The organism is Microtetraspora malaysiensis (genome assembly GCF_001528665.1).
In the GTDB taxonomy this organism is placed as follows: Bacteria; Actinomycetota; Actinomycetes; order Streptosporangiales; family Streptosporangiaceae; genus Microtetraspora_A; species Microtetraspora_A malaysiensis.
This window is the reverse complement of the sequence record NZ_BBYJ01000027.1, coordinates 1-24,182: the sequence shown is the minus strand read 5'-3', so window position 1 is coordinate 24,182 and position 24,182 is coordinate 1. Positions and strand designations below refer to the sequence as shown.

The 24,182-nt window shown below is 68.6% G+C and carries 24 protein-coding genes, 1 rRNA gene and 1 pseudogene; 13 read left to right on the top strand and 13 right to left on the bottom strand.

Annotated features, from left to right (window positions below):
- Positions 1-21 precede the first annotated feature (21 nt).
- Entirely contained in the window at positions 22-324 is a 303-nt protein-coding gene (locus tag AWQ71_RS31140; RefSeq protein ID WP_067139846.1) for a DUF3263 domain-containing protein, read from the bottom strand.
- Positions 325-418: 94 nt separating this feature from the next.
- On the opposite strand from AWQ71_RS31140, the gene AWQ71_RS31135 reads away from it, so the two are divergent.
- A complete protein-coding gene (locus AWQ71_RS31135; RefSeq protein WP_245658633.1) occupies positions 419-1,240 on the top strand; it encodes an SAM hydrolase/SAM-dependent halogenase family protein in 822 nt (273 codons plus the stop codon).
- Positions 1,241-1,349: 109 nt separating this feature from the next.
- Entirely contained in the window at positions 1,350-2,438 is a 1,089-nt protein-coding gene (locus AWQ71_RS31130) for a S8 family serine peptidase (RefSeq protein WP_067139840.1), read from the top strand.
- Between the two features lie 17 nt (positions 2,439-2,455).
- Here AWQ71_RS31130 and AWQ71_RS31125 read toward each other — a convergent pair whose 3' ends face one another.
- The 5 genes from AWQ71_RS31125 to AWQ71_RS31105 all read right to left on the bottom strand — a co-directional run bounded on the left by AWQ71_RS31125 (position 2,456) and on the right by AWQ71_RS31105 (position 8,226).
- Positions 2,456-3,475: an ABC transporter ATP-binding protein gene (locus tag AWQ71_RS31125; RefSeq protein ID WP_067139837.1), complete on the bottom strand. Its 1,020-nt coding sequence runs from the start codon at positions 3,473-3,475 to the stop codon at positions 2,456-2,458.
- Positions 3,459-4,493: an ABC transporter ATP-binding protein gene (locus AWQ71_RS31120; protein ID WP_174550776.1), complete on the bottom strand. Its 1,035-nt coding sequence runs from the start codon at positions 4,491-4,493 to the stop codon at positions 3,459-3,461. The genes AWQ71_RS31125 and AWQ71_RS31120 overlap by 17 nt, the downstream gene beginning before the upstream one ends.
- A gap of 12 nt (positions 4,494-4,505) precedes the next feature.
- Positions 4,506-5,420 (bottom strand): ABC transporter permease, encoded by a 915-nt coding sequence (locus AWQ71_RS31115; protein ID WP_067139834.1) that lies wholly within the window; start codon positions 5,418-5,420, stop codon positions 4,506-4,508.
- Complete coding sequence (locus AWQ71_RS31110) at positions 5,413-6,339, bottom strand: ABC transporter permease (protein WP_067139831.1); 927 nt, start codon at positions 6,337-6,339, stop codon at positions 5,413-5,415. Before AWQ71_RS31110 ends, AWQ71_RS31115 begins: the two co-directional genes overlap by 8 nt.
- A gap of 192 nt (positions 6,340-6,531) precedes the next feature.
- Positions 6,532-8,226: a peptide ABC transporter substrate-binding protein gene (locus AWQ71_RS31105; RefSeq protein WP_067139828.1), complete on the bottom strand. Its 1,695-nt coding sequence runs from the start codon at positions 8,224-8,226 to the stop codon at positions 6,532-6,534.
- Between the two features lie 473 nt (positions 8,227-8,699).
- Here AWQ71_RS31105 and AWQ71_RS31100 point away from each other — a divergent pair, with 473 nt between their 5' ends.
- The 4 genes from AWQ71_RS31100 (at position 8,700) to AWQ71_RS42840 (ending at position 11,317) form a co-directional block, all read left to right on the top strand.
- Positions 8,700-9,605, top strand: a complete 906-nt coding sequence (locus tag AWQ71_RS31100; protein WP_067139825.1) for an ABC transporter permease — start codon at positions 8,700-8,702, stop codon at positions 9,603-9,605.
- Positions 9,606-9,732: 127 nt separating this feature from the next.
- A complete protein-coding gene (locus tag AWQ71_RS31095; protein WP_439650381.1) occupies positions 9,733-10,464 on the top strand; it encodes an ABC transporter ATP-binding protein in 732 nt (243 codons plus the stop codon).
- A 90-nt stretch (positions 10,465-10,554) separates the two neighbouring features.
- Positions 10,555-11,091, top strand: coding sequence for a YbhB/YbcL family Raf kinase inhibitor-like protein (locus AWQ71_RS31090; RefSeq protein ID WP_067139821.1), 537 nt, complete (start codon positions 10,555-10,557; stop codon positions 11,089-11,091).
- A gap of 64 nt (positions 11,092-11,155) precedes the next feature.
- Complete coding sequence (locus AWQ71_RS42840) at positions 11,156-11,317, top strand: hypothetical protein (RefSeq protein WP_169806678.1); 162 nt, start codon at positions 11,156-11,158, stop codon at positions 11,315-11,317.
- Positions 11,318-11,478: 161 nt separating this feature from the next.
- Here AWQ71_RS42840 and AWQ71_RS42095 read toward each other — a convergent pair whose 3' ends face one another.
- A complete protein-coding gene (locus AWQ71_RS42095; RefSeq protein ID WP_067139818.1) occupies positions 11,479-12,435 on the bottom strand; it encodes a hypothetical protein in 957 nt (318 codons plus the stop codon).
- A gap of 375 nt (positions 12,436-12,810) precedes the next feature.
- Positions 12,811-14,130, bottom strand: a complete 1,320-nt coding sequence (locus AWQ71_RS31080) for a KamA family radical SAM protein (RefSeq protein ID WP_067139815.1) — start codon at positions 14,128-14,130, stop codon at positions 12,811-12,813.
- A 189-nt stretch (positions 14,131-14,319) separates the two neighbouring features.
- Between AWQ71_RS31080 and AWQ71_RS31075 the strand changes: the two genes are divergently transcribed.
- The 4 genes from AWQ71_RS31075 to AWQ71_RS31060 all read left to right on the top strand — a co-directional run bounded on the left by AWQ71_RS31075 (position 14,320) and on the right by AWQ71_RS31060 (position 19,331).
- Complete coding sequence (locus tag AWQ71_RS31075) at positions 14,320-14,913, top strand: DUF1707 SHOCT-like domain-containing protein (protein WP_067139812.1); 594 nt, start codon at positions 14,320-14,322, stop codon at positions 14,911-14,913.
- Positions 14,914-14,987: 74 nt separating this feature from the next.
- Positions 14,988-16,034 carry a phosphate acyltransferase PlsX gene (gene plsX, locus AWQ71_RS31070; protein ID WP_281196334.1) on the top strand — a complete coding sequence of 349 codons (1,047 nt, stop codon included), beginning with the start codon at positions 14,988-14,990 and terminating at the stop codon, positions 16,032-16,034.
- 51 nt (positions 16,035-16,085) lie between these two features.
- On the top strand, positions 16,086-17,807 hold the full coding sequence (gene argS / locus AWQ71_RS31065) for an arginine--tRNA ligase (RefSeq protein ID WP_067139806.1): 1,722 nt from the start codon (positions 16,086-16,088) through the stop codon (positions 17,805-17,807).
- 210 nt (positions 17,808-18,017) lie between these two features.
- Entirely contained in the window at positions 18,018-19,331 is a 1,314-nt protein-coding gene (locus AWQ71_RS31060) for a hypothetical protein (protein ID WP_245658652.1), read from the top strand.
- A gap of 130 nt (positions 19,332-19,461) precedes the next feature.
- On the opposite strand, the gene AWQ71_RS31055 is transcribed toward AWQ71_RS31060, so the two are convergent.
- Positions 19,462-19,842: a cell division protein SepF gene (locus AWQ71_RS31055; RefSeq protein WP_067139803.1), complete on the bottom strand. Its 381-nt coding sequence runs from the start codon at positions 19,840-19,842 to the stop codon at positions 19,462-19,464.
- Positions 19,843-20,009: 167 nt separating this feature from the next.
- Between AWQ71_RS31055 and AWQ71_RS31050 the strand changes: the two genes are divergently transcribed.
- A complete protein-coding gene (locus AWQ71_RS31050) occupies positions 20,010-20,909 on the top strand; it encodes a PhzF family phenazine biosynthesis protein (RefSeq protein WP_067139800.1) in 900 nt (299 codons plus the stop codon).
- 275 nt (positions 20,910-21,184) lie between these two features.
- On the opposite strand, the pseudogene AWQ71_RS44025 reads toward AWQ71_RS31050, so the two are convergent.
- Positions 21,185-21,460 (bottom strand): annotated as a pseudogene (locus AWQ71_RS44025) (NAD(P)-binding domain-containing protein); the annotation flags it as partial.
- A 100-nt stretch (positions 21,461-21,560) separates the two neighbouring features.
- Here AWQ71_RS44025 and AWQ71_RS31045 point away from each other — a divergent pair.
- Complete coding sequence (locus AWQ71_RS31045; RefSeq protein ID WP_157570680.1) at positions 21,561-21,947, top strand: winged helix-turn-helix transcriptional regulator; 387 nt, start codon at positions 21,561-21,563, stop codon at positions 21,945-21,947.
- A 41-nt stretch (positions 21,948-21,988) separates the two neighbouring features.
- Here AWQ71_RS31045 and AWQ71_RS31040 read toward each other — a convergent pair whose 3' ends face one another.
- Entirely contained in the window at positions 21,989-22,333 is a 345-nt protein-coding gene (locus AWQ71_RS31040) for a MerR family transcriptional regulator (protein ID WP_067139795.1), read from the bottom strand.
- Positions 22,334-22,441: 108 nt separating this feature from the next.
- On the opposite strand from AWQ71_RS31040, the gene AWQ71_RS31035 reads away from it, so the two are divergent.
- The gene (locus AWQ71_RS31035; RefSeq protein WP_067139792.1) at positions 22,442-23,245 is read left to right on the top strand and encodes an aminotransferase class IV family protein; all 804 of its coding nucleotides are present in this window, start codon (positions 22,442-22,444) and stop codon (positions 23,243-23,245) included.
- A 47-nt stretch (positions 23,246-23,292) separates the two neighbouring features.
- Here AWQ71_RS31035 and AWQ71_RS31030 read toward each other — a convergent pair whose 3' ends face one another.
- Positions 23,293-23,703 (bottom strand): VOC family protein, encoded by a 411-nt coding sequence (locus AWQ71_RS31030; RefSeq protein ID WP_067140059.1) that lies wholly within the window; start codon positions 23,701-23,703, stop codon positions 23,293-23,295.
- A gap of 333 nt (positions 23,704-24,036) precedes the next feature.
- Positions 24,037-24,153 (bottom strand): 5S ribosomal RNA (gene rrf / locus AWQ71_RS31025).
- Between the last annotated feature and the right edge of the window lie 29 nt (positions 24,154-24,182).

The window sequence follows — 24,182 nt, the reverse complement described above, 5'->3', positions numbered from 1 at the left end:
GGCTACATACCCCCAAAACCCTCAAGGGCCCAGGCGACGGGCGGAGCGATCGCGCCGACGCGCGGCCCGCATCCGCCGCAGGCGCTTGACCAGCATCGGGTCGTGCTCCATCGCCTCGACCCGGTCGATCAGTTCGCCCAGGATCTGGTAGTAACGGGTCGCGGAGATGTCGAAGGTCTCCCGGATGGCCTGTTCCTTGGCTCCCGCGTAGCGCCACCACTGGCGCTCGAACGCGAGCACCTGACGATCGCGATCCGAGAGTGCCTGAGGTCGGGGGGCGTTCTCGGGAGCGGGACCTTCGCCGCCTACCGGCGCAGTATCCATGCTCTCCTCCTCAGCGGGCTTGTGGCCCGCCCTCATGGTAGTCGCGGTATGGCGGGGTGTTCAGAGCCGAGAGCCGGACGTAATGTCACCTGGTGTGACCTCAGTTATCACGCTCCTCACCGACTACGGGCTGGAAGACGGTTTCGTCGCCGCGTGCCACGGAGTGATCATCGGTATAGCCCCGCAGGCTCGGATCATCGACGTCGCGCATCTCGTGCACGAGGGCGACGTGCGGCGCGGAGCGGCGATCCTGGCGCAGACCCTGCCCTATCTGCCCGCGGGCGTCCACGTCGCGGCCGTCGACCCGGCCATGGGCGGCAACCGCCGGCTCATCGCGATCGAGGCGGGCGGGCGGGTGTTCCTCGGCCCCGACAACGGCGTGCTGTCCTGGGCGGTCCACGCGGCGGGCGGCGCGGAGGCGGCCTACGAACTCGCCAACGAGGAGCTGTTCCTCACGCCGGTCTCGCCGACCTTCCCGGGGAGGGACATCTTCGCGCCCGTGGCGGCGCATCTGTGCGTCGGGCGCCGGCCGTCCGACGTCGGCCCGCGGATCGACGTCCTCGGGCTGGTCTCGCTGCCCGCGCCCACCTCCCGCATGCGGGACGGCGTGGTCGAGGGCGAGGTGCTGTCGGTGGACCGCCACGGCAACGTGCAGCTCTCCATCACCGGGGCGGACCTCGCCGCCCTGAACGTGCGTCCGGGTGACACGCTCGGCGTCTGGCTGGGCAGGCGCCAGCTCGTCGTGCCCTACCGCGAGACGTTCGCGACGGTCCCGCCGGGCGACCTGGTCGCGTTCACCGACTCGGCGGGGCTCGTCGCGCTCGCCGTCAACTCCGGGGACGCCTCCGAGCGGCTCGGACTGCCCCCGGGCGCGCACGTACGGCTGTCGCCGCAGCCGCATAAGGCACCATCCTGACATAACCGAAAGCGACCGTTCGTTCACGGAAGTCACGGCCCCGGCGGGCGGATCGTGCGAGAATCGGCCTCCTTGATCCACCGTCCCGGGGAGGAGGACCGACACGGCCATGAGGTCGGCGCTGCTCCTCTGCGTCGTGCCGATCCTGCTGGCCGCCTTCCTGCTCACCGGCGCGGCCGGCCCCTCGGAGAACCTCGGCGCGACGATCCGGTCCCGTCAGTGGCCGCTCCAGGCGATGGAGGTCCGTACGGCGTGGCAGACCACGCGCGGCGCCGGAGTCACGATCGCCGTACTGGACACCGGCGTCGACGACCGGCACCCCGACCTCTCCGGAGCTGTCGTCCAAGGCCCCGACTTCACCGGCACGGCGTCCGCGCCCGGGGCCGGACCGTCCTGCGACGCGGGAACCGGCGCCGGGCCGAGCGCCAGCACGGGCGGCAAGGCGGATGGCAAGGCGGACGGCAGCGCGTCGCGGGCCGCGTCCGGCAAGCACGGCACCGCGATGGCCGCACTGATCGCCGGGCGCGGGCACGGCCCGAGCCGCTCCTACGGCGTGCTCGGCGTCGCCCCCGAGGCGCGCATCCTCTCGATCAAGGTCACCCTGGACGACGACGACCCGCGGTGGACCGACACGGCGCGCACGACCTGCCGCGACGCCGTCGCCCGGGGCATCCGATACGCCGTGGACCACGGCGCGCAGGTGATCAGCATGTCGCTCGGCGGCGGCAGCGGCGCCTATCGGGGCTCGCCGGCCGAGGAGCGTGCCGTGCGGTACGCGCTGTCCCGCCAGGTCGTGCTGATCGCGTCCTCCGGCAACGACGGCGCGGGGGCCAACCGCAGGAACTTCCCCGCCGCCTATCCCGGCGTCATCGCGGTCGGCGCGGTGGACCAGGCGCTGCGCCCCGCGCCCTTCTCCAACCGGCAGCGCTACCTCTCCCTGGTGGCGCCGGGCACGGAGATCGTCAGCGCCCGTGGCGACCACTCCTACGTGACGGCGGACGGGACCAGCGCCGCCGCGGCCCTCGTCGCCGGCGTCGCCGCGCTGATCCGCTCCCGCTACCCCGACCTGCCCGCCCGGGACGTGCGCCGGGCGCTCCAGCAGGGCGCCTCCCTCCGGCCGCCCGGCGGCCGCGACGACGCGTACGGGACGGGAATGGCAAACGCCCGGCGCGCCATCGAGGCGGCCGGGCGTCTGTGACCCGTGGAGCGGCGGCGTCAGCTCACGTGGACGACGTCCGACGCCTCGGCGAAGTGGCAGGCAGTCGGGTGGTCGCCCGACTGCGCGCGGATCTCCAGCAGCGGCTCCTGCTCGGCGCAGATGTCCTGCGCCTTCCAGCAGCGCGTACGGAACCGGCAGCCCGACGGCGGGTTGGCCGGCGAGGGCGGGTCACCCTGCAGGATGATCCGCTCCCGCTGCTCGCGCCCCTCCGGGTCGGGCACGGGCACGGCCGACAGCAGCGCCTGCGTGTACGGGTGGCTCGGCCGGTCGTAAATCTGGTTGTCCGTGCCGACCTCGACCATCTTGCCCAGGTACATCACCGCGACGCGGTCGGAGATGTGGCGCACCACCGACAGGTCGTGGGCGATGAAGATGTACGCGAGGTTGAACTCCTTCTGGAGCCCGTCCAGCAGGTTCATCACCTGGGCCTGGATCGACACGTCGAGCGCGGAGACCGGCTCGTCACAGATGATGATCTCCGGCTGGAGGGCGAGCCCCCGGGCGATGCCGATGCGCTGGCGCTGGCCGCCGGAGAACTGGTGCGGGTAGCGGTTGATGTGGTCGGGGTTGAGACCCACGACCTCCAGCAGCTCCTGCACCCGCTTGCGCCGGTCACCCTTCGGCACGACCTCCGAGTGGATCTCGAACGGCTCGCCGATGATGTCGCCGACCGTCATCCTCGGGTTCAGCGAGGTGTACGGGTCCTGCATCACCATCTGGATGTTGCGCCGCATGTGCTTGAGCTCGGCGCCCTTGGCCGTGGTGATGTCCTTGCCGTTCACCAGGACCTTGCCCGAGGTGGGGCGTTCGAGCGCCATCAGGAGCTTGGCCAGGGTGGACTTGCCGCACCCCGACTCGCCCACGACGCCGAGCGTCTCACCGCGGCGCAGCTCGAAGGAGACGCCGTCGACCGCCTTGATCGCGCCGACCTGCCGCTTGTAGAGGATGCCCTGGGTCAGCGGGAAATGCTTGACCAGGTCACGGACTTCGAGCACGACCTCACTGGGCGTCGCCATCGAGGACCTCCCTCCAGAAGTGGCAGGCGCTGCCGCGCGTGCCGCTGATCGTGTGCAGCGGGGGAACGTCGGTCACGCACTTCTCCTGCCGGTACGGGCAGCGGGGGTGGAACGCGCAGCCCGTGGGCATGTCGAGCAGGTTCGGCGGCATCCCCTTGATCGCGTACAGCTCCTGGCCCTTGAGGTCGACCCGGGGGATCGACTCCAGCAGGCCCTTCGCGTACGGGTGTGCCGGGTTGCGGTACAGATCGTGGACCTCGGCGTTCTCCACGATCCGCCCGCCGTACATGACGGCGATCTTGTCCGCGACATCGGCGACGACGCCGAGGTCGTGGGTGATCAGGATCAGCCCCATGTTGCTCTCGCGCTGGAGCTCGGCGAGCAGTTCCATGATCTGCGCCTGCACCGTCACGTCCAGGGCGGTGGTCGGCTCGTCCGCGATCAGCACCTCGGGGTCGAGCGCGATCGACATCGCGATCATGATGCGCTGGCGCATACCGCCGGAGAACTGGTGCGGATAGTCGCTCACCCGCTCCTTCGCGGCCGGGATGCGGACCCGGTCCATGAGCTCGATCGCCTTCTTCTTGGCGTCGGCCCGGGACATGCCGCGGTGGATGCGGAACATCTCGGCGATCTGCCAGCCGACCGGGAAAACCGGGTTGAGCGCGGACAGGGCGTCCTGGAAGATCATGGCGATGCCCTCGCCCCTGACCTTCCGCCGCTCCTCCTCGGGAAGCTTCAGCAGGTCCGTCCCGCGGAAGCGGATCTCCCCATTGGCGATCTTGCCGGGCGGCATGTCCAGAATGCCCATGATGGTCTGGGCGGTGACGCTCTTGCCGGAGCCGGACTCGCCCAGCACGGCCAGCGTCTCCCCCGCGTTCACGCTGTAGGTGACACCGTTCACCGCCTTGGCGACACCGGCCCGGGTGTGGAACTCGACGTGGAGGTTGTCCACCTCGAGCAGCGCCCCGCCGTAGGTGCCGTTGCTGCTCTTGCTCTCGGGAAGCACTTCGGTCACGGTACGTGCCTCCTAGCGAAGCTTGGGGTCGAGTGCGTCGCGCACGGCTTCGCCCAGCATGACGAACGTGAGCACACAGAGGGACAGGAACGCGGCCGGGAAGAGCATCGCGTGCGCGCCGGTCCGGATGTACCGGGTGTGGTCGGCGATCGCGATGCCCCAGGAGATGACCGGCGTGCGCAGACCGATGCCCAGCAGCGACAGCGTCGCCTCGGCACCGATGTAGCTGCCGACCGTGATCGTGGCGTACACCAGGATCGGGGCCAGCGAGTTGGGCAGCAGGTGCTTGAAGACGATCCGGAACGGCCCGGCGCCCAGGGCCCGCGCCGCCTGCACGTAATCCTGGTGTTTCGCCTGGATGACCGCGGATCGCGCGATGCGGGCCAGCACCGGCCAGCCGAGCACCGCCAGCACGACGATCACAACCGTCATGATCATGGTCTTGCCCGGGTTGGACTGCACCGGCGCGACCGAGCCGAGGATGATGATCGCCCCCAGCACGTACGGCACGCCGAGGAAGATCTCACCGATGCGGGACAGCAGCGAGTCGAGCCACCGGCCCCGGTAGGCCGCGATCACGCCGACCACGCCGCCGAGGAGGACGGTGCCCACAGTGGCGAGCACGCCCACGATGATCGACGTGCGGGCGCCGTAGATGGTGCGCGCGAACACGTCCCGGCCCTGGAGGTCGTACCCGAACCAGGCGTCGGAGCTCGGCGGCTCCATGCTCTTGGCCAGCGTGGCGTACTCGGGGCTCTTGCTGGTGAACAGCGACGGGAAGGCGGCCATCACCAGGAACATGATGAGCAGCGCGAAGGAGATCCAGAAGATCTTCCGGTGCTTCAGGATGTCCCAGGTGTCCTGCCAGAGGCTGCGAGGCTTTCCGGCCGAGGCGGGCGCGGCGGGCGCGGCGGTCGGTTCACTCATAACGGATCCTCGGGTCGAGCACGCCGTAGAGGAGGTCGACGAGCAGGTTGGCGAGCAGGTAGACCAGCACCAGCAGGGACGCGATCGGCACCACGATGGTGAAGTCGTGGTCGTTGACCGCGCGCCACAGCAGGCCGCCGATGCCGTTGATGTTGTAGATGCCCTCGGTGATGATCGCTCCGGACATCAGGGAGCCGACCTCGGTTCCGATGAAGGTCAGCGCCGGGATCAACGAGTTGCGCAGGAGGTGCACTCCCACGACCCGGCGGTTGGACAGACCTTTGGCGATCGCGGTCCGCACGTAGTCGGACCTGCGGTTCTCGATGATGCTCGTTCTGGTCAATCGGGCGGTGAAGGCCAGGTTGAGGCTGGCCAGCACGAACGCCGGCACGATCAGCTCGACGAATGGCGCACCGTCGCTGACCGTCGGCTTGATCAGGTCGAGCTGCACACCGAGCAGCCACTGCAGGAGGAAGCCGGTGACGAAGACCGGCAGCGACAGCAGGATCAGCGTCGAGATCGTGATCACGTTGTCGAGGAAGCCACCGCGCTTGAGGCCGGAAAGCACGCCGGCCACGATGCCGATGACGGCCTCGATCGCGACCGCCATCAGGCCGAGGCGGACCGTGATCGGCCACGACTCGGCGAGCTGCGACGCGACGGAGACGTTGTTGAAGTTGACGCCCAGGTCACCGGTCAGCAGGTTCTTCAGGAAGTGCCAGTACTGCACGATGATCGGCTGGTCGAGGCCGAACTCCGCACGCATGGCGTTGATGTAGGCGTCCGGGCAGGGACGCTGACCGCAGCGCGCGGCGAACGGGTCGCCGGGAAGCTGCCAAACCATGTAATTGATGAGAAAGGTCGTGCCAAGGAGCACGGGTATGAGTTGCAGCAGGCGCCGGATCGCATATCGGCCCATGCGCACCTCCACTCTGACGCTAAAGGTCGTGCACGCAATCCCCTACCGGTCCACAATGCCGCAGGTAGATGAGTGCGGGTGACCGAAGGAAGGCTGGACGGTGATGATCACGTGACGTTGCGTGATCATTACAAACAGCCAGCGAGGCCGGCCCCGGTCAGGAACCGGCCTCGTGGCGCATGCGAGGCGAGCCTACGCTTCCTTGATCGCGATGGAGAGAGGGTCGAGGACGCCGAACGGCGTGACCTTAACCCCGGTCACCCACTTGGAGGTGCCGGCCTGCAGACCGAAGGACCACAGCGGGATGGCGTTCATCTCCTTGGTCAGCATGGCCTCGGCCTCCTGGTACTTGGCGATGGAGTCGGCCGGGTCGGTCGCGGTGTCGGCCTCGTGCAGCTTGGCGTCGAGCTCCTTGTCGCTGAACAGTCCGTCGTTCGAGCCCGCGCCCGTCTTGAACAGCGGGTTCAGGAAGTTCTCGATGTGCGGGTAGTCCATCTGCCAGCCGGTGCGGAACAGGCCCTTCATCTTGTGCGTCGTGATGATGTCACGGAACTCGGCGAAGGTCGGGACCGCCTTGCCGACGAAGGTCACGCCGGCGTCCGGGCCGAAGGCCTGGTTGATGCTGTTGGCCGTGGCGTCCACCCACTCCTTGTGCGCGGAGTCGCCGTTGTACCAGATCGGGTATTCCTTGGGCGGGGTGTAGCCCGCGGCCTTGGCCTTGTCGAGGTACTCCTTGGCCTTGGCCGGGTCGTAGGCGCAGAACTCGCCACAGGCGCCCGGCGTCTTGTAGCCGTCGACCAGCGGGGAGATCCAGCCGTCCAGCGGGGTGCGGCCCTTGTTGAAGATCTTCTCGGTGATCGTCTTCCGGTCGATCGCCATGGAGACGGCCTTGCGGAAGTCCGCGTTGCCGCCGAACTCCTTGTCGTACAGCGGGAAGGTGACCGTCTGGATGACGCCCTGCTGGCCCTCGATGGCGCGGTCGCCGAGGTCGCTCTTCCACTTGTCGCCGGCGAGGGCCGACGGCGGGATGAGCTCGGTGAAGTCGAGGTTGTTGGAGACCAGGTCCGCGTAGGCCGCGTCGTCGTCCTTGTACATCTTGTAGACGATCTTCTTGACCTTGGGCTTCTCGGTGCCCACATAGTCCGGGTTGGCCTCAACCACGATCTGCGAGTTGTGGTCCCACTTCACGAACTTGAAGGCGCCGTTCGTGACCGGGTTGCTGACGAACGCCTTCGGGTCCTTGAAGAACGCGTCAGGGAGCGCGGAGAAGGTGGTGTAGCCCAGCTTGGTGCGGAACACCGCCTCGGGAGCGGTCAGCGTCACCTTGAAGGTCAGGTCGTCGATGACCTCAAGGCCGGACATCTTGTCGCTCTTGGGCTTCGGGGCCTCCTTCGGCCCGTCCGGGCCGTCCGGGTCCTCGGTCGCCACGTCCGAGTAGCCCTCGACGCCACCGAACCACCAGCCGCCGTTCTGCGCGTTCGGGCTGTACGCCGTGTAGTTCCACGCGTCCACGTAGTTCTTGGCGGTGACCGGCGAGCCGTCACTCCACTTCAGGCCCGGCTTGAGCTTGATCGTCCAGACCTTGTTGTCCGGGCTCTCGATCGACTCGGCCTGGCTCAGCTCAGGGGCGGCGGTGTCGCTGTTGTACTTGATCAACTGGTCGAAGACGAACTGGTTGATCGTACCGCCGCACACCTCGTTGATGTTGCCCGGGACGAAGCCGGTCTGGGGCTCACACCCGCGGATGAAGACGGTGCCGTCGGCCGCGCGCGGGTTGCTTCCGCCACCGCTGCCGCCAGTGCTGCTGCCGCCACCGCCGCACGCGGCGACACCCAGCGCAAGCAGCGCAGTGCCGGCGACGATCTGTGCGCCCTTAGCTACGCGCATAGTGGATTGATCCTCCCTCTAAGGATGGGCGTTGGCGGGCCTGCCCCGTCACCCGCGGGGGTCCCTCTGATGGTGGCGAGGTTCCCTCGATTGCACACATGGCCAAACCTGCTGACACCCTGCCAGTCGTTCGCGAGCATCCCTCACTCCGCGCACCAGAGGAGTCTCTGGCGCATTGCAGTTCGGTCACACGTGCGTCGGCGGGGCGTCATACGCATACCAACAAGGCCTGGCCAAATGCCGCTATGAAGCCTAAATCACCCTATAAGGTACACATAGGACGCGATTGGTGGGGCATCGGACGCCTCATGGCACCGGACGTCGTGCCGTTGCGCCCATACCATGACTCGCTGGGCTACCTTTGACCAAGCCGCGGCCCCGCACCCCGCGACGGTCGTGGCCGACATCCATGAGAGACCAACGGATGACCATCACCGGTCTCTTACTCATCACCATCCAATAGAGTCCATCCCATGAGCCAGCCGGATTCCGCGGTCGCGGACGCCCAGGCGGGCGGCGGGGCGCCGGAGTCGCTGGCCGCGCTCGCCAAGCGCCACGGGTTGCGACGCGCCATCGCGCGCCCCACCCTGCCCGCGTACCTGCGCCAATTGTGGACGCGAAGGCACTTCATCCTGACGTATGCCACGTCCAGGAACGTGTCGAAGTACTCCGAGTCGGCGCTCGGCCAGCTCTGGCAGGTGCTCACCCCGCTGCTCAACGCCGCCGTCTACTGGCTGATGTTCGGCGTCATCCTCGGGCAGAGCAAGCACATCGAAAACTACCCCGCGTTCCTCATCACCGGGGTCATGGTCTTCACCTTCACCCAGCGGACGGTGACCGGCGGCGCGAAGTCCATCTCGTCGAACCTGTCGCTGATCAGGGCGCTGCACTTCCCCCGCGCCTCGCTTCCCCTGGCCTATGCGGTGCAGGAGCTGCAACAGCTCGCCTGGTCGATGGGCGTGCTCTTCCTGCTCATCCTCCTCATGGGGATGCCGATCACCTGGCTCTGGCTGCTGATCCCGGTCACGCTGGCCCTGCAACTGGTCTTCAACATGGGCGTGAGCCTGCTCATGGCCCGCGTCGGCGCGTTCGTCCGCGACATGAACCAGCTCCTCCCGTTCATCACCCGCACCTGGCTGTACGCCTCCGGCGTCTTCTACAGCATCACGGAGCGCACCGCGAACCTGCCGCAGGTGCTCCGCTGGGCCCTGGAGTTCAACCCGGCCGCGGGCTACATCGAGTTCATGCGCGATCTGCTGATCTACCAGAGGTTCCCCGAGCGCTGGGCCTGGATAACGTGCGTATTCTGGGCGGTGTTCGCACTGATCGTCGGCTTCTGGTACTTCTGGCGGGCCGAGGAGAGGTACGGACGTGGCTGAGCTGACCAAGGAGTCGTCCCACGTGGCCCAGGAAGAATCCCCGGCGCCCAAGCCCTCGAAGAAACCCGCGCCCAAGCCCTCGGAGCCACCGGCGCCCAAGCCCGCCCAGGAGCTCGGGACCCCCACGGTGATCGTGGACAACCTCCACATCGTCTACAAGGTCTACGGCGCCGCCAGCGACTCCCAGAAGGGCAACGCCGCCAACGCGCTCATGCGCATCGTCCGGCGCCAGGGCCGTCCCCAGATGAAGGAGGTCCACGCCGTCAAGGGCGTCTCCTTCGTGGCCCGGCACGGCGAGGCGATCGGCATCGTCGGCCGCAACGGCTCCGGCAAGTCGACCCTGCTGCGGGCGATCGCCGGCCTCCTCCCGCCGCACAAGGGCGCGGTCTACACCGACGGCCAGCCGTCCCTGCTGGGCGTCAACGCGGCCCTGATGAAGGAGCTCACCGGCGAGCGCAACATCGTTCTCGGCTGCTACGCCATGGGCATGTCCCCGGACGAGCTGCGTGAGAAGTACGACGAGATCGTCGACTTCTCCGGCATCGGCGAGTTCGTGCAGTTCCCGATGTCCACCTACTCCTCGGGCATGGGGGCGCGGCTCCGCTTCGCCATCTCCTCGGCCAAGACCCACGACGTCCTCCTCATCGACGAGGCCCTGGCCACCGGCGACCGCGAGTTCAAGAAGCGCAGCCAGAAGCGCATCAAGCAGATGCGCGAGTCCGCCGGCACGGTCTTCCTCGTGGCCCACAACCTCGACGTCATCGAGGACACCTGCAGCCGCGTGATCTGGCTGCACAAGGGCAAGATCAAGATGGATGGCGACCCAACCGAGGTCCTCGCCGCGTACAACAAGGCCTGATCGGCCGCTGAGCGCGGTCAGTGGCGGCCGGGGCGGCGGCCGTACCAGGATGGGAGACGACCATGACGTCTCACCATCGGAGGACGGATCGTGCCGACGCAGCCGCCGATTCCCTATGATCACCTGCCGCAGGTGCCCAGCCTGACCGTCGAGAGCGACGACGTGCGGGACGGCGCGCGCCTGTCCGACGCCCACGTGTTCAACGACTGGGGCATGGGCGGGCAGAACCTCTCGCCGCACCTGCGCTGGTCGGGGGCGCCCGAGGGCACGAAGAGCTACGCGGTGACCTGCTTCGACCCGGACGCGCCCACCGGCAGCGGGTTCTGGCACTGGCTGGTCTACGACATCCCGGCGGACGTCACCGAGTTGCCGACCGGCGCGGGGACGGCCCCCGCCTTCGCGGGCCTCCCCGAGGGTGCCGCGCAGGGGCGCAACGACTACAGCCAGCGGACGTACGGCGGCGCCGCCCCACCGCCCGGATGGCCGCACCGCTACCTCTTCGCCGTACACGCGCTGAAGGTCGAGAAGCTCGGGGTGGACGAGGACACGCCGCCCGCGGTGGTGGGCTTCAACATCACGGCGAACACGCTCGCCCGCGGCTACATCGCGCCGACGTACGAAACCTGATGCGGCCGGCCCGGCGTTCCACTATGATTCGAACGTAGATTCGACCAGGACATCGGAGGGCGGGATGGGTGACCTCGCGACGGCGATCGACCACTTGGCCGACGAAGACCCCTCGGAGCTTCCGTTCAATCTGATCGCCGAGCAGCTCATCGACCTGCACTGGCAGATGGCCCGGCTGCAGGCGGAGATAGGGCGGCGCACCTGCCTGCGCGGCTCGTACAACTGATCTGATCCCGCGCCCGTCGTCGCGGTAGCCGTCCCCGCTCTTCCATCACGGCCGGGGACGGCGCCGCCGAGGCGGGCGGCAAAGAGAGAGCCGGTCGGCGCCTGGATGGCGCCGACCGGCTCTCTCGTGCTCTCAGTGCCTTGTCAGCACTCCCTCATCGCTCAGCTGCCGGACCGGATGTAGGTCGGCGTGCGGGAGGTGCGGGTGGTGGTCTCGGTGCTCTTGACCACGGTCACCGCGTTCCACGGCACGACGGTCGTGGTCACCGTCCTGGTCCAGCCGTTGGCGCGGGTGATGGCGGTCGACGAGGTCGACTTCACTGTGTTGAGGGTGGTGGCCGTGCCGGGGACCAGCACCCTGACCCCGGCGAGGGCGTTGACGGAGACGTTCACGTTGAGGAGGGCGCTGAGGTTCGCCACGAGGCCGACGTTGATGGCCGCGTTCACGTTGGCGGCGAGCGCGGCGTGGGCGGCGACGAAGGCCCGCACGTCGCCCACGAGGACGACGACGGGGATCCTGACGCCCGCGACGACGGCCACACCGGCGGATAGGGGCACGGTGGCGGCGGTGGAGAGGGTGGCGGCCACGTTGGCGGCGGCGCTGGCGGCGACGGCGAGCTGGGCCGCGACGAATGCGTGCGCGTTCACCGCGACATGGGCGGCGGCGTTGACGTTCGCGGTGAGGGTGGCGGCGACGCCGGCGGAGATGTTCGCGGCGGCCGTGAGCTGGGCCTGCACGTTCGCGTTCACGTTGGCGGCGAGCGCGGCGGAGACGCCCGCCGTCAGGTTGGCGGCGGCGTTGAGCTGGGCCTGTACGTTCGCGTTCACGTTGGCGACCGCGCCGAGCGCCACGTTGGCCGTCGCGGCGAGTTGGGCCGCCACCGTCGCGTTGACGGTCGCGTCCGCGTGGGCCGCGATGTTCGCCACGGCGGCGAGCTGGCCCTGGAGGGAGCCGGTCGCGCCGGCGACCACGTCGGCGCGGACGTCGGCGAGCACCCTCGTGACGGCCGCGAGCTGTGCGTCGCCGGTGTCAGCGGCCGAGGCCTGGGCCGGCAGGGCGGACATGCCCGCGATGCCGGCGGTGATGAGGACCGCGGCAGCCTTAATGATTCGATTCATAATTCCCCCGGTTCATAGCCCATTTCACGAGAGCGGGAATTTATCCCTCGTGTGCCGGCGTACGTCGCCGGTCAGGACTCAGCTACGGACGGAATTTCTATCACCCTTCTCGGCGATCGGTCCGTCATGCAGGTCCAGGGCTCTACCAGGGCAAATGACCGGAATTTCCGGAAATCAGAGGACTAGCGATCACCTTCCAGTCATCACCAGGAATCCCGTTTCATCGGGATATCAAAGGAAGCGATCCCCGGCCTGGGAGAAAGGCACGGTAAACGCGTCTCCCAGGCCGGGCGAACAGATTTTCCTCGCGCTTGATGATTCAGGCCGTTACGAGGGCCCGCGACGGAGCGCCCTCGATGCCGAATCCGGACGGAATCAGGCGCTGAGCGGGCCGGGGGCGCCGGGGGTCTCGAAGGGGAAACGGTCCGCGAAGGCCGGTCTCAGGTCGCTGAGCCAGACCGCGTCCGGGTCGTAGTGGGCGAAGAACGGACGCCCGACCAGTTCGGGATCGCGCGCCTGGATGAAATGGAGGACGAAGACGCGCTGACCGGCGACCTCGGTGACGCCGTCGACGCAGACCTTGCCGGGGGTGGCCGACATGGACGGCCCCCGGACCGTACGGCACAGCCCGGAGACCTGGGCGTACGCGTCGCGGAAGACACGGTGGGCGTCGGCGAGGGGGACCGCGAAGTAGTCCTGGGGGCCGGTGTCCCGCTCGACGAACATGTAGTAGGGGATCATGCCCATGGTGGTCTGCCGCCGCCACATGTGAGCCCAGACATCGGGCCGATCATTGATGGAGCGGATGAGGGGCGCCTGGGTGCGGATGGTCGCCCCGCTCTCCAGGATCCGCTCGACGGCCTTCTGCACGACGTCGGGTTCGAGCTCGCGGGGGTGGGAGAAGTGCGCCATGAAGGCGAGGCTCTTGCCCGAGGCGACCACCTCGGCGAAGAGCTTGAGAGTGGCGTCCGCGTCCGGGTCGCCGACGAACCGGTCCGGCCAGTACGCCAGGGACTTGGTGCCGATGCGGATGGACTCGAGCTGCTCCAGCCCGAGCAGCGGTTCGATGTACCGGCGGAGCACCGCCTCGCTCATGATCATCGGATCGCCGCCGGTGAAGAGGACGCTCGTCACCTCGGGGTGGGCCTTGACGTACTCGACGAGGTTGCCGATGTCGTCGGAGGCCATCTTGAGGTCGGGCTCACCGATGAACTGCGCCCAGCGGAAGCAATAGGTGCAGTACGCGTGGCAAGTCTGTCCCTGCTTGGGGAAGAACAGGACAGTCTCGGGGTATTTGTGCTGCAGCCCCTGGACGGACTCGCCGTCCACCCGGGGCACATTGAGTTCGAGCTGTCCGGCCGGGTGCGGGTTGAGCCGCATCCGGACCTCGCGGGCCGCCTCCTGGACCCGCGCCGCCGGCGCGCCGTCGCGCAGCAGGGCCGCCAACCGCGAGACGTCCGCCTCGGGCAGCATGTCCTCCTGCGGGAAGACGAGCCGGTAGATCGGGTCGTCGGGGATGGACGACCAGTCGATCAGCTCGTCGACGACATAGGCGTTCGTGCGGAACGGCAGGACCGTCGCCACGGCGCGCACCCGCAATCGGGCCTGCTCGTCGAGGCCGCCGCGGCCGAGAAGCTCGTCGAGATGTTTGGTGGTGTAGGCCCGGAAGCCGCGTCTGCCTTCGCTAAAGATCACTCGGCCTTCCTTTCTAGGTAGGTTTTGGGAACTGTGTAAACCAACTACCCCCGTCGCGCGTCTGAGGTTCTCATATAACCCCAGGGGACCGCCTCACCGCAGGCTCCACACCCGGGAAACTTCCTTGTGAGGTTCTGCCACATCCGGCGAGATCTCGCGACATATCGCGAAAAGGGGTATCGTGCGGATGTGACTTCCTTAACCCCACATGGCGACAGAGACGCAGGTCAGCGGGCCTCGGACGCCGACCGGGACAGGGTCGCGGCCGCCCTCGGGGAGGCGCTGGCGACCGGTCGTCTCACCTCCACAGAGCACGCGGACCGGCTCGACGCGGCCTATCGCGCCGTAACGATCGGCGACCTCGTCCCCCTGACCCGCGACATCCCCGACCTCACCGAGGCCTCCCGGGCACCGGCACCGGCCACCGAACACCAGGAAGTGGCCGCGGTCTTCAGCAAGGTCATCCGGGGCGGCCGCTGGGTCGCCGGGCGGCACACCCGGCTTCGCTCGACCTTCGGCGCCCTGATCGTGGACCTGCGTGACGCCGTGCTTCCCGGCCGCGAGATCACCCTCGAGCTCGACTCGTTCTGCGGCAAGCTCATCGTCCGCGTCCCCGAGAACGCGCGGATCGTGGACGAGGGCAGCGCGCTGTTCTCCAAGCGCCACGTCTCGGGCGGCCACGAGGGAGACGGGCCGCTCATCCGGGTGACGGGGAAGGCCAGATTCGGAAAGATCATCCTGTCCCGGGTGGTCACCGACGTGCACTCCCCCTGGCACAGCTGACCGTCCCACCCCCACGTAAGGTCTACGCTCGCGCCAACGATCCGCGCAGGTGGCAGACTCGTGAGGTGAACCGATTGGACCGCGTTGCGCCAGACCCGGCTCCAGTCGGCAGGCTTCCGGTGGCCCTCGACGCCATGGGCGGCGACAACGCCCCCGGTGAGATCGTGGCCGGAGCCGTCCAGGCGGTCAGGGAACGCGGCGTCTCGGTGGTCCTCGTCGGCCAGCCGCGGCTGCTCTACGAGGCGCTGGCCGCGCACGACGCGACCTCCGAGATCCCGATCGTGCGCGCGGAGGAGACCCTCTCCATGGACGAGGGCGCGCTCGCCAGCCTGCGCCGCCCCCGCTCCAGCATCGCGGTCGCCTGTCACCTGCTGAAACGCGGCGACGCGTCGGCCCTCGTGTCGGCCGGCTCGACCGCCGGGGTGGTCGCCACCGGCAAGCTGCGGCTGCGCGGGCAGCAGGGCGTCGGACGCCCGGCCATCGCGGTCACCCTGCCCACCCAGCCGACGCCCACCGTGCTCCTCGACGCGGGCGCCAACGCCGACGCCAAGCCGGAGATGCTGGTCCAGTTCGCGCACCTCGGCGTGGCCTTCGCGCAGGTCGCCCTCGACCTCCCCCACCCCCGCGTCGGGCTACTCACGATCGGCTCGGAGGCCGGAAAGGGCAACAAGCTCGTCAAGCGGGCCCACGAACTGCTCTCCGCCACGCCCGGCATCGACTTCGTCGGAAACGTGGAGGGTCACGACCTCCTCATCGGCCGCGCCGACATCGTGGTCACCGACGGCTTCACCGGCAACGTCGCGTTGAAAACCCTCGAAGGCAGCATCAAATACGCCTTCGGCCAGCTCCGGGAGACGATCGACGAGAGCGCCGTGGCCCGGCTCGGCGGCGTGCTTCAACGTCCGCGGCTGCGCCGCCTCTACCGCCGGCTCGACCCCGAGGCCACCGGCGGTGCCGTACTGCTCGGCCTGAACGGAACCGTCGTCATCGCGCACGGCTCGTCCAGGGCCGCGGGCATCGCCGCCGCCTGCGAGCTGGCCGCCCGGCTCGCCGCCGGAGAGATCGTCACCCGCATCGGAGAGCGGATCGCCTCGATCCCGAGATCCCATCGGCTCTGGTGAACGGCCTCGCGACCTGGAAAACCGGTGGACCACCATCGATAAACTTGGCGCATGACCGACCCGCAGCACGTACTCGCCGCGCGGGTCCAGCAGGCGCTGGGCACCGCCTTCGGCCAGGAGTACTCAGGCGAAGACCCGCTGATCAGGCCCTCCCAGTTCGCCGACTACCAGGCGAACGTCGCACTCAGCCTGGCCAAGCGGCTGCGACGTGCGCCGCGGGAGGTCGCCCAGGCCCTGGTGGACGCGCTCGACACCACCGACATCCGCGTCGAGATCAGCGGCCCCGGATTCCTCAACCTGACCCTCAACGACGGCTGGATCGCCGCACAGGCCGACCACCTCCTCGCTGACGAGCGGAGCGGCGTGCCGCAGCCCGCTCCCAAGACCGTCGTCATCGACTACTCCGCGCCCAACGCGGCCAAGGAGATGCACGTCGGTCACCTGCGCACCACGATCGTCGGCGACACGCTGGCGCGCACCCACGAGCACCTCGGCGACCGGGTCATCCGGCAGAACCACCTCGGCGACTGGGGCACGCCGTTCGGCATGCTGATCGAGCACCTGCTCGACATCGGCGAGGAGGAGTCCCTGGAGCGGCTCGCCGCCGGTGACGGCAACGCCTTCTACCAGGAGGCCCGCCGCAAGTTCGACAGCGACCCCGACTTCGAGGAGCGCGCCCGCCGCCGGGTGCCGATGCTGCAGGGCGGCGACCCCGACACCCTCCGGCTCTGGCGCGAGTTCATCGAATACACCCAGCGCTACTTCAACCGCGTCTACCGGCAGCTCGGCGTCACCCTCACCGACGACGACATCGCCGGCGAGAGCATGTACAACCCGATGCTGACCGACGCCTGCGACGAGCTGGAGCACGCGGGCGTCGCAGTCATGAGCGAGGGCGCGCTGTGCGTCTTCCCGCCCGGCTTCACCGGGCGCGACGACCAGCCGCTCCCGCTGATCATCCGCAAGAGCGACGGCGGGTACGGCTACGCCACCACCGACCTGGCCGCCATCCGGTACCGCGTACGGGACCTGAAGGCCGACCGCATCCTCTACGTCGTGGGCGCGACACAGTCGCTGCACTTCCAGATGGTGTTCGCCTCGGCGCGCATGGCCGGCTGGCTGACCGACGACACCAGCGCCGAGCACATCCAGATCGGCAGCGTGCTGGGCAGCGACGGCAAGATGTTCAAGACCCGCAGCGGCGAGTCGGTCAAGCTGACCGAGCTGCTTGAAGAGGCCGTCGTCCGGGCCGAGGCCGTCATCGCCGACCGCGGCTACGACGCCGCCACCCGCCGCTCGATCGCGCAGCAGGTCGGCATGGGCGCGGTCAAGTACGCCGACCTGTCGGTCAGCCACGACAGCGAGTACGTCTTCGACTTCGACCGGATGCTCGCCCTGACCGGCAACACGGGGCCGTACCTGCAGTACGCCACCGCCCGGATCCGCTCGATCTTCCGCAACGGCTCGATCGACCCGGCCACGGTGAACGGGCCGATCGTCCTCGGCGAGCCCGCGGAACGCGCCCTCGCGCTGCAGCTCCTCGGCTTCGGCTCGGTCGTCGAGACCGTCGCCGAGCTGTCCGAGCCGCACCGGCTGTGCAACCACCTCTTCGACGTGGCCCAGGCGTTCACGTCGTTCTACGAGAGCTGCCCGGTGCTCAAGGCCGAGGACGAGACCGTACGGCAGTCGCGTCTGGCCCTTTCCGCCCTGACCCTGCGCGTTCTGCTCCAGGGCCTCCACCTGCTCGGCATCGAGGTCCCCGAGCGGATGTGACGCTCCTCCCCGCCCGGAGCGACCAGCCCCGGGCGGGGCGCAAGTCCGCGTCGCCGTTCGGCGCGTCTCGTCCAGATATGCCGCCACGACGGTCTAGTCTTGACCCGGTCAAGGGAGTGTCCTCCGATCCCGCAACCTGTGGCCATCGCCAGGAGCGGTCGTCAGTCGGCGGCACTTCGTCACCTTCTCGGGGAGCGTTCTGCGTTGAGCATGGACCTGAGCAAGAACCCCGACGTCGCGGGTCTCGCCGACACCACCGAGCTGCATCGGTACGCTGAGGCGCTCCTGGTCCACCTCGCCGCCGACGGGAGCACGCCCAGCCTGCCGCCCGACATCGCCGACATGCCCGGCTACTGGCTCGCCCCCGCCGTCCAGGCCCTCATCCTCACGCTCGCCGGCGAGGACGCCATGGAGCCGCTTTCCCGCGCCGCCGGTCTCGACGAGGGACGCACCGCGCTGTTCCTCTGCCTCGCCCTCGCCGTCGCCGGTCACGGCGACCGCATCCACGCCTCCTGGCTCGGCACCGCCTTCGGCGACCTCAGCGACGACCACCCGGTGACCTCCGGCCAGCGCGCGGTGTGGCTCGCCGCGGCGCGCGGCGCGTACGGGCCGGTCGGCAAGATCTTCGTGCTCCGCAAGCTCGACGCGGTGGCCGTACCGGCCGGTGACGAGCGCTGGCTGGAGGCCCTCGTCCCCGATGAGCCGGCGCCGGTCGTGCCGCAGGCGCTCACCGGCTTTCCCCAACTGGCCGAGCTCCCCGAGATCTGCGGCCCGGTCAGGGCCGCCGGCCGGTTGAACCGGCTGCGCGAGCGCTGCGCCGAGATCACCGCCTCCCGGCAGCCCGCCACCGCCTCCAAGATCGTGTCCGGCTCCGTGTGGCCGGACGCCGAGCCGCTCGCCGTGCTCCGCGCATTGATCGGGCAGGACGGCCACGAGGGGCCGCTCAGCTCGCTTCGCGGCCATCTGCTCCAGGACGTCCAGCCCGGCGCCGAGCCCCACCTGGCCGCGCTCGCCCTCCACGTCGCCGCTCCCGCGGTGAAGGAGGCGGCGGAGACGCTGCTGCGCGCCGCCCAGGAGCCGCCGCCCGACACGATGACCGTCCCCGTGCTGGGGCACTCGGTGATCCTCCGTCCCGAGGGGCCCGATCGCGACTCCATGCACGCGGCCGAGCACGGCATCGTCACCGAGTCAGTGCCGGAACGGCGCGGCAACTGGCTGGGGTACGTGCTGATCGCCGTCGGCGTCGTCCTGCTCGGCGTCGGCTTCGCGATCTCGCTGGCGGCCCCGCTCGCCGGGGTCGCCATCGCGCTGTGGGGTGGATTCCTACTGTGGCGGCGCAGGGCCCAGGAGCAGGCCGATCTCGACCACGTCCAGGCCCGGCTCGCCGAGCTTCATGAGACCGCCGAAGGCGCGGTGTGGGCACTGCACGAGCACGCGCGAGAGTCGATGAAGCGTGCCGACGCCGCCACCGAGGATTTCACGGAGCTGACCCGCCTGCTCCGCCGCGGCCCCCGGGCCGCCTGATCTCGTCGGGGTTTCGGGTCTCTGTGGGTCGTGCGTCGGCGGGCGCTTGATCTCTGGGCTTCTGGTTGCGCACCAGCCGTACGGCCGAGCCGGGACGGGCGAATGTACGGCCCGGGTTCCCGGCTCGGCGTCAGATCATGGAGACTTCGACGTTGGCGGGGGTCAACAGGAAGACCTTCTCCGCGATGCGCTCGATCCGGCCCTCGCAGCCGTACGCGAGGCCGGCCGCGAAATCCACCATCCGCGTCGCCTCGGCCGTCGACATACCGACCACGTCCATGACCACCGTGTGGCCCTCGCGGAAATGCCGTCCCACCGTCAAGGCGTCGTCGTACTTCTGCGGACGCACCATCACGATCCGCGCGGGCTGTTCCGTAGGCTGCCAGCGCCTGGCCGCCCGCTCCGAGGCCGGCATCCAGTCATCCTCGTATTCTTCGTCGCCATAGGGCTCGTCGTACTGCTCAACGCCACCCAGGCCAAGGTAGCTCGCCACCTTGCGCACTGCCCCCATAGGTACATCCCCTCCCCGAGATCCGGCCGCACTGGGCTACCCCGATAGAAAGGACGGTAACCAACCATTTCGGCCCCAGCCGGGCGACACGCCCGACTTGCATTTCTTTTTGTCTGGCGTACGCCCCCGCGCCAGGCCGCATTCGAGGCGTCGATAGCATCGCCCCTATGCGCGTCTTCACCGTCGATTCGTTCACTGACCAACCCTTCAAGGGTAACCCGGCGGGCGTCTGTTTGCTGGAAGCCTCGGCGACTGATTCCTGGATGCAGTCCGTCGCCGCCGAAATGCGCCACTCGGAAACCGCGTTCGTGCTCGGCCCGGACGCTGACGGACGCTACTCGCTGCGCTGGTTCACGCCGACGGTGGAGGTCGCGCTCTGCGGGCACGCCACCCTCGCCGCGGCGCATGTGCTCTATTCGACCGGCCTCGCCGAAAACACGATCGAATTTACGACGCTGAGTGGAATTCTCGCCGCCAGTCAGTCGGAAGGCGGCTCCATAGCGATGGATTTCCCGGCGCATTCCCCGTCGGAAATCACCCAGCCGAACGGTTTGACCGAGGCCCTCGGAGTGCCCGTACGGTGGACCGGAATGGGCCGTACCGATCTCCTCGCCGAGGTCGAGTCATCACAAGTGGTACGCGATCTGACCCCTGACATCGACGCGCTGTCCGCATTCGACGTCCGAGCCGTCATCGTCACCGCTCCCGCCGGCCCCGCCGACGAGGCTGATTACGTCTCCCGATTCTTCGCCCCTCGGGTGGGCGTCCCGGAGGACCCGGTGACGGGTTCGGCCCACTGCGTCCTGGCGCCCTACTGGTCGGCGAAGCTGGGACAGGAGAGCCTCCTCGCCAAGCAGCTCTCGCCGCGCACCGGCACGATGCGCACGACCGGAGCCGCCATGGGCGTTGAGCCCATGGCGGGACTACGAGCTGGGACACGGACTTACCCAAGAGATTCCGTGGCAGGTGGTGGCGTTGCCGGTGACGGGACACGCGGAACGGCGGAGGCGGGATCAACGCCCGCGAAGGCCAGCCCGATGACGAAGCCCGCGACCTCCTCAAGCTGACGGACACGATCCAGCGAGCCCAAAACGGCCGGCACCCCGCCCACATCACGCACCAGCGTGCTGACCACCTGCAACGCCGCCGGATCGTCGCCGCACATCGCCACCGTCACCGGACGCTCGTCCTTGCCGGGCGCCCCGGTCCACTGCTCAGCCGGAAACAGGTGGAAGGCTTTGACGACATGTGCTCCCGGAGCGAGTGCGGCGATTCGCTCAGCCATCGCCTCACCACGACCAGGCAGCGACACACCGACACCGTGCTCGACGGCATTCGTGGGATCGATCAACGGGGTCCCCGCCAACAAGCCCTCGGACGCGCCCGCGCTTCGCAGCATCTCATCGACGCCGTCCCATGACACCGCGAGCAGCACCGCATCCCGTCCGGTGACCGCCTCACGCGGCGCGACAGCGCGTACGTCCCGGCCGAGCCGATCAGCGAGCGTCCGCGCCTTGGCGTGCGACCGCCCACCGATCACCAGCTCATGTCCTGCGCGGGCCCAGCCCTCACCCAGCGCCTCCGCCAGTGTTCCGGTCCCCAAGATCCCGATTCGCATCGGTCTCTCTCCTCTCCCAAGCAGAGATCGTTGGGGCCACGGTAGTAAGCCCGTTACGCACCGATCAGTGCATGACGAACGCACGACAATAGAAGGCAGGATGAGTGATCACGAGGCGCACTGCGACGAACTGGTCGCCGATTGCCGCCTGCGCGCGGCCATCGACCTCTTCGCCCACACATGGGATCCCGTCGTACTCGCGGCCTTACGTTCGCGTCCGCATCGACGCCGCGAGCTGCGCTCCGCGATCGGCGGCATCAGCGACAAGGTGCTGACCGAGACGTTGCACCGCCTGCTCGCCAACGGCCTGGTCGACCGACGGGCCTACTCCGCGGCCCCGCCTCGCGTCGACTACGGCCTGACCGACCTGGGCGAGAGCCTGGTTGACGGCCCCATGCGGGCGCTCGGGCGCTGGATTCTCGAGCACGGTGACGAGCTTTCCGACGCCCAAGAACACGCCGCACGGACGCAGTCGACGCCCGGGTAGCCACAGGGGCGCACCCACGGCCGGCTCCGCTGTCCTGATGATCAGGAGCGCGTCAGGTAGTCGGCCAGCCTGCCGCGGCTACGTTGGAGGCCGTCGATGCGCTCGTCCATGACCGCGAGCTCCCCGTTCAGGATGTCCCACAGTTCCGCGCACCATTCGAAGTCCGGGCGCTCGCCCCGCGCACATGGCAGTACCGAACGGATCACCTCGGTCGACAGACCCGCGTTCAGCAGCCCACGCACCTGCCGCACAGTGACGACTGACTCCTCGTCGTAGTAGCGGTAGCCGTTCGAACCGCGCTCGGTATCAAGCAGGCCCTGCGCCTCGTAATAGCGCAGCAGCCGCCGACTGACCCCGGTACGCCGGGACAACTCCCCGATCAGCATGCGGCTCACTCCACCTGCGGTTGACCCTGCCACCGATGTCACGCCCTAACGTCACCTCGTGAGCGGGCATTCCGTCCGCATAAGCAATCTGTACCACTGGAGCGAGGTATGCCGTCTTTTGTCGTACAACGAAACGGCCAGGCCGCGAGCGCTGCGGAGTTGGCGCCGCTCGCCTTCGCGGGCTACGCCCACTTCACCGCCATGCAGGTACGCGGGAGCCGGGTCCGGGGACTGGACCTCCACCTGGACCGGCTGCGCTCAGCCTCTGTGGAGCTGTTCGGGCGCGCGTTGCCCCACGACCGAGTGCGGGCCCTCCTACGGAAGGCCCTGGAGGCAGGACCCGTCGACCTCTCGCTGACGGCCACCGTGTACTCGTCGGCGGGCGAGTTCACCGCAGCCGACGCTGCTCTGGAGCCCGAACTGCTGGTACGCACCGGACCGGCGGCAGACGGTCCACAGGGCCCGCTCGCGCTGGCGGTGGTCGAGCACGAACGGGTACTCCCAGCGGTGAAGCACGTCGGAGAGGTGGCCAAGACCTACCTCCTTCGGCAGGCCGTCGGGCAGAGCTTCGATGACGCCGCCTTCGTCGACCGCCGGGGCCGGCTCAGCGAGGGGACAATCTGGAATCTGGCCTTCTGGGACGGCACGGCGGTGGTGTGGCCGGAGGCCGAGATGCTGATCGGGACCACGATGGCCATCGTTCGCCGCCAGCTGGATCTCCTTGGCATACCCCAGCGTGTCCAGGAGGTAACGCCCGCTGACCTGCCGCGGCTGGCCGGGGCCGTGGTGATGAACTCATGGACGCCGGGGGTGCCGGTACACCGGATCGGCACCGTGCCCATGCCTGAAGCGCCGTCGTTCCAAGAAGTGCTGCACCAGGCCTGGCACGCCGAGCCACGCACCGCACCGTGAGGCACCAACCCGCTTCGTGTCGGTCTCCACCGGGTGACAACGGGGCCTCAGAAATCGCCGGCGACGAGCTCCACCTCGAACCCGTCCGCGTCCTCCAAGTACGCGGCGTAGTGCTGACCGCCGCCTGCGTAGGGGTGACGTTCAGGGAACAACAGCGTCCAGCCGTGCGCGGGTGCCTGCTCGACCAGAGCGTCAAGCAGGATCTGGCTCTCGACGTGGAAGGCCAGGTGGTTCAGGCCAGGCCGCCAGCGATCATGACGCCCGTCAGTGAGGGCAGGAGACTGCTCCAGGACTATGTAGGCGGATCCCAGCCGCCAGCTACGGCCTTCAGGCCATTCCTGGAACAGCGTGTAGCCCATGACTTCCAGCAGCCATTGCCAACCGACCAGAGCTCGGCGCAGATCCGGCACCCACAGCTCGACGTGGTGCATCATCCCGGTCGTCGGCGGATCAGCCATGAGCGTTCCCTCCGTCATTCTCTGCCTGCGCCTGGTACCCCGTCTCAGCCATTCAGCACCACGACGTCCTCACCAGACGGTTCCTTCCCAGGATGCATACCCCCGCCACAAAGCCACTGCCGTAGCCGCTCGACCATTGCGCTCCGGCTAAGGGCAGCACCACCCCGGAAGGAACAGCCCCAAAACAAAAAAGGGGCCCCACCGGACCCCTCAAAACACCCACAACCGCCAGCCGAGCGGCGACCACAACCCCAACCAACCAACCACGAGGAAACAACCCCGAAAACGAAGAAAGGGCCACCCCCAAGGGGGCAGCCCTTCCTCACAAAAATTGTCCGGCGGCGTCCTACTCTCCCACACCCTCCCGAGTGCAGTACCATCGGCGCTGGAAGGCTTAACTACCGGGTTCGGAATGTAACCGGGTGTTTCCCAACCGCTATAACCGCCGTAACCCTATGAAACACACAACCAGCCACCCA